Origin of the sequence: Faecalicoccus sp., assembly GCF_036552745.1 — a bacterium.
In the GTDB taxonomy this organism is placed as follows: domain Bacteria; phylum Bacillota_I; class Bacilli_A; order Erysipelotrichales; family Erysipelotrichaceae; genus Faecalicoccus.
In genome coordinates this window covers 1-3,930 of the sequence record NZ_JAXKBY010000213.1, presented here as the reverse complement: position 1 = coordinate 3,930, position 3,930 = coordinate 1, and the positions used below count along the sequence as shown (strand labels likewise).

At 36.4% G+C, this 3,930-nt stretch carries 4 protein-coding genes and 7 tRNA genes; 8 read left to right on the top strand and 3 right to left on the bottom strand.

All coding sequences use genetic code 11. The features are described 5' to 3' along the window. Positions 1-94: 94 nt before the first annotated feature. Positions 95-457, bottom strand: coding sequence for a hypothetical protein (locus U0M88_RS09860; protein ID WP_331869699.1), 363 nt, complete (start codon positions 455-457; stop codon positions 95-97). A gap of 608 nt (positions 458-1,065) precedes the next feature. Between U0M88_RS09860 and U0M88_RS09855 the strand changes: the two genes are divergently transcribed. The 8 genes from U0M88_RS09855 to U0M88_RS09820 all read left to right on the top strand — a co-directional run bounded on the left by U0M88_RS09855 (position 1,066) and on the right by U0M88_RS09820 (position 2,554). Next, a complete protein-coding gene (locus U0M88_RS09855) occupies positions 1,066-1,722 on the top strand; it encodes a M56 family metallopeptidase (RefSeq protein ID WP_331869698.1) in 657 nt (218 codons plus the stop codon). Positions 1,723-1,927: 205 nt separating this feature from the next. Beyond that, positions 1,928-2,004: transfer RNA gene (locus U0M88_RS09850), tRNA-Arg, on the top strand. 13 nt (positions 2,005-2,017) lie between these two features. Beyond that, a tRNA-Pro gene (locus U0M88_RS09845) sits at positions 2,018-2,094 on the top strand. Between the two features lie 14 nt (positions 2,095-2,108). Beyond that, a tRNA-Met gene (locus U0M88_RS09840) sits at positions 2,109-2,185 on the top strand. A gap of 11 nt (positions 2,186-2,196) precedes the next feature. Beyond that, positions 2,197-2,273 (top strand) — tRNA-Ile (locus tag U0M88_RS09835). Positions 2,274-2,287: 14 nt separating this feature from the next. Further along, a tRNA-Ser gene (locus U0M88_RS09830) sits at positions 2,288-2,378 on the top strand. Between the two features lie 20 nt (positions 2,379-2,398). Then, positions 2,399-2,475: transfer RNA gene (locus U0M88_RS09825), tRNA-Met, on the top strand. Positions 2,476-2,478: 3 nt separating this feature from the next. Next, positions 2,479-2,554: transfer RNA gene (locus U0M88_RS09820), tRNA-Phe, on the top strand. 33 nt (positions 2,555-2,587) lie between these two features. Here U0M88_RS09820 and U0M88_RS09815 read toward each other — a convergent pair. Beyond that, complete coding sequence (locus U0M88_RS09815) at positions 2,588-3,679, bottom strand: site-specific integrase (protein ID WP_331869697.1); 1,092 nt, start codon at positions 3,677-3,679, stop codon at positions 2,588-2,590. Continuing rightward, the coding region (locus U0M88_RS09810) for a hypothetical protein (RefSeq protein WP_331869696.1) at positions 3,666-3,930 on the bottom strand (265 nt) is incomplete at its 5' end. The genes U0M88_RS09815 and U0M88_RS09810, both read right to left, overlap by 14 nt.

The window sequence follows — 3,930 nt, the reverse complement described above, 5'->3', positions numbered from 1 at the left end:
TAAGTTGTACATCAACATATAAATGTAGCGCCGTATACGAGACCCGTACGTACGGTGCAATGAGAGGAGCGGCGATTAAAATCTCCCTTCTACTCTATTCTACGACCTTAAACTGCACAGTTTTGATTTCATCTTTACACGCAATGGAAACTTGATACGTACCACATTCTAAATAGTCTTTTCCTTTAGAAACAACGTTACAGTTTTCATCCAATGTATATTTTTCACGATCTAATAAAGGTGAGTATAAAATCGCTTTTTTTAAGACTTCGGAAGATACGCTGGAGTCTAAAAAATTCTCTGCTTTCAGATTTACAATTTCCCCTTTTTGATAAACAATGTTCGAACGAACCGGCAAGATATCCGCATGGGAACATGCACTGATAAACAAGCCAAAAATAACAGCCGCCAATGACAGGAGGATAGAACCCCGGACTATGATTTGTTTCCCCTTCATGAATGTAAAACCCCTTAATGATAAATCCCCTTTCGTAGCTGTATTATAGCACAATACAATCGCTGAATTTTATAAAATTTTCTTAATTTTTTTGTTCGATTTAAGAATCAATAGAAAGCCTGTTTTATGTCCTCATGAAATCTTAATGTGCTTTTTCAAAGAATTAGGATATAATAAATTTATAACGGGGGGGGGTATAATTTTATGCATATATCTGCTTCTTCGATTTTTATTACTTTGATTTTTATTACTTTATTAATGGCATTGGGGATGATTCTGCTTTTTTATGTTTTGATACAGAGAAAGAAGACACATCTTCTATTTCGGACGGATCTTTTGATATTGTTGGCGATGATCATATGGGGCCGTCTTTTTTTACCGGTGGAATTTCCTTTTACTATAACGATTGCGTTTAGTGCTTTAATGAATCCTTTACAGACCCTTTTAAACAGTATGGTATTCGGTCATCGGTTTGGCGAAGTGATCATGATTCTCTGGTTTGTGGGGATGATAGCTTCCGCTCTTTATTCTTTATATATGTTAAAAAGGATGTTTGATCTACAAAAATCATTCAAAAGAAAAGTGAAGTGTTTCATATTTCTGATTTCATGAAGGTGAATCCAAAAAATGATTATCCGGTTTGGAAGACGGATTTAATTGAAGTTCCTATGGTTTTAGGATGGCAAAAAGTGATCCTGTTACCAAATGTTTCCTATTCACAAAAGGAAATAGAACACATTTTATCGCATGAGCAGCAGCATATTCTAAATCATGATATATGGATCAAACAGCTGATGAATCTTTTAACGATCGTATATTGGTGGTTTTTACCGGTGTACTGGTTGAAGAATCAAGTTCAGATCGTATTGGAGATGCGTGTAGATGAAAAAGTAACACGTTCTATGACACAGGAGAAAATGTTGGACTATGTTTCGACTTTAGTGGAAATGAACGAGAAGATAACTAAAAATGTGTTACAGAAGAAATTGCGATTTTCATCGAGCTTTTTCTTAGCGGAAAATAGAAATGTTTTATCGTATCGTGTTCAATATCTTTTAGAATCCAAACAGAAGAAAAAGACAAATAAAGGTATTTTACTGTTTGTGTTTATGCTTCCTGTTGTCACAAATCTTGTCATCTTTGACCCTTATCATGAAAATGCTCCCGGAACCGAGGGAAAATGGAGCGAGCAAGAAATGCAGGAGCAGGGATATTTGATTCATCATAAAGATGGAACTTATACTTTTTGTATAGATGGGCAATAGGCAACTATACAAAATATAAAAGATCCCATCTTTGAAAACATAAGAGTGATAGAGGAAGAATAATGGGTTAAGATAATGGTTCTGTGAAATCATCGAAGGTATCGTTTTTTGACAGATAGATACGACAATCCGTGTAAAATTTAAAAAAAGGCATTGCAAAAGGGGAAAGGCTGTGCTATATTAATTGAGCACTGATTGTGTATGTGCGCCCATAGCTCAATTGGATAGAGCGTTTGACTACGGATCAAAAGGTTGTGGGTTCGACTCCTGCTGGGCGCGCCATTTATTTTGTTTTCGGGACGTAGCACAGCTTGGTAGTGCACTTGATTTGGGATCAAGGGGTCGCAGGTTCAAATCCTGTCGTCCCGACCACTTTCTAAATTTTTGGCTGGGTAGCTTAGTTGGCTAGAGCATCCGGTTCATACCCGGAAGGTCGTGAGTTCGAGTCTCACTCCAGCCACCAACGAGTTTAATGGACCCTTAGCTCAGTTGGTCAGAGCATCCGGCTCATAACCGGCGGGTCGTAGGTTCGAGTCCTACAGGGTCCACCAATTTCAATACGATTGGAGAAGTACCCAAGTGGCTGAAGGGTCCGGTCTTGAAAACCGGTAGGTCGTTAGCGCGGCGCCTGGGTTCGAATCCCAGCTTCTCCGCCATTCAAGTTAATATTTCACATCGCGGGGTAGAGCAGTCTGGTAGCTCGTCGGGCTCATAACCCGGAGGTCGTTGGTTCAAATCCTTCCCCCGCAACCAAATGGTCTCATAGCTCAGTTGGTAGAGCAAAGGACTGAAAATCCTTGTGTCGCTGGTTCGATTCCGGCTGAGACCACCACTTGTTAAAAACGCCTGTAAATAAGGCGCTTTTTTATTTTGTGAGAAGATTTTGAGAAGATAAGTTAATTTTTTGAAGTAATTTCTCTTCATTTTTTTCTAAAAGATGAGCATAAGTGTTTAATGTCATTTTTATATCAGAATGTCCCAATCTTCGACTAACTGCAACTATGTCTATTCCACTTGCGATTAAGATAGAAGCATGTGAATGTCTAAATTCATGCAAGGTAATTCGTTTTACTTTTGCTTTTTCAATAGCGATATCTTTTTGACGTGTAATGCTTGTAGCTGCTAAAGGTTTAACATTACCGAAAATAAACCAACTTTCATCAAAACCTATGAGTTTCATTTGTTCATTTTTATAATTATCAAGAATCAAAGATACATCACCCAAAGCAACCTTACGAATACTAGAAGCAGTTTTAGGGTCTTTTATGTCATACAAGCCATGTTCTGTCTTTTTCGTTAATGATTTATCGATATATAATGATTCACCATTGTAATCTTTCCAAGTCAATGCTTGTGCTTCTCCAAGTCGAAGACCTGTATAAAACAAAACAATAAATAATGTTTTATATTCCATGTTATCAACATATTTTATAAATTGTCTGAATTCTTTTTCTGTCCTAATACTCATTTCTTTTTTCCTCCTTTTTCTGGCAATTTCTTCAAATGAATCTTTGAAAGTTGTTAGCACAATACTAGGGTTATAAGGAAGCCTGTAATATGTTGTAGCAAATCGAAATATGGATTTATACTGTCTGAGTATGTAGTTTTTATAAGCAGTTGAATATTTTGTTTCATTAACTACATCTTTAAAATTTCGACATTCGACTTCTGTTATTTTCTTCATATCTTTGTTTTTTGTGTTAGGCAGTATAATTTTGTCGATGACATATTTCTTTTTTATCCATGTACCATAAGAAACTTCTTTTTTAGTTGTTTCTAAAAAATCATCAATCATAGCATGGAAGTATAATGTTTCTTGAAGAGAATTGGCTTGTAATCTTAACTTAGCTTCATACTGTTTGGCTTCACCTTTTGTTTTAAAACCTCTTTTTGTCTGATTTCCATATTTCACATACCATTTATCACCTTTTGCAGTGCTATATTTATGCACCGACATAGCTTGTAGCCTCTGGAATCGTGATTTGTGAAGCAATGGCTTCTTTCTTCATCTTGTCATAGAAATAATCTAAATCATGTTCTGTGACTTCAAAAATGGCCTCTGTAAGGGTTCTTTGTGGTGTAGTAGGAATATTATTCATTAAACAGTACTTTATTGCATTATCTCTTATTGAGCGTGCCCTGGGAGCTCCAATATCGCACAATAGCATGATTTCTTTCGCTATACCCACAGTTTGGTGATTTAGCCAT

What these genes read in the sequence shown, in the direction of transcription:
- U0M88_RS09860 (WP_331869699.1), bottom strand. Translation starts at nt 457, where the DNA reads ATGAAGGGGAAACAAATCATAGTCCGGGGTTCTATCCTCCTGTCATTG.
- U0M88_RS09855 (WP_331869698.1), top strand. Translation starts at nt 1,066, where the DNA reads ATGAAGGTGAATCCAAAAAATGATTATCCGGTTTGGAAGACGGATTTA.
- U0M88_RS09815 (WP_331869697.1), bottom strand. Translation starts at nt 3,679, where the DNA reads ATGTCGGTGCATAAATATAGCACTGCAAAAGGTGATAAATGGTATGTG.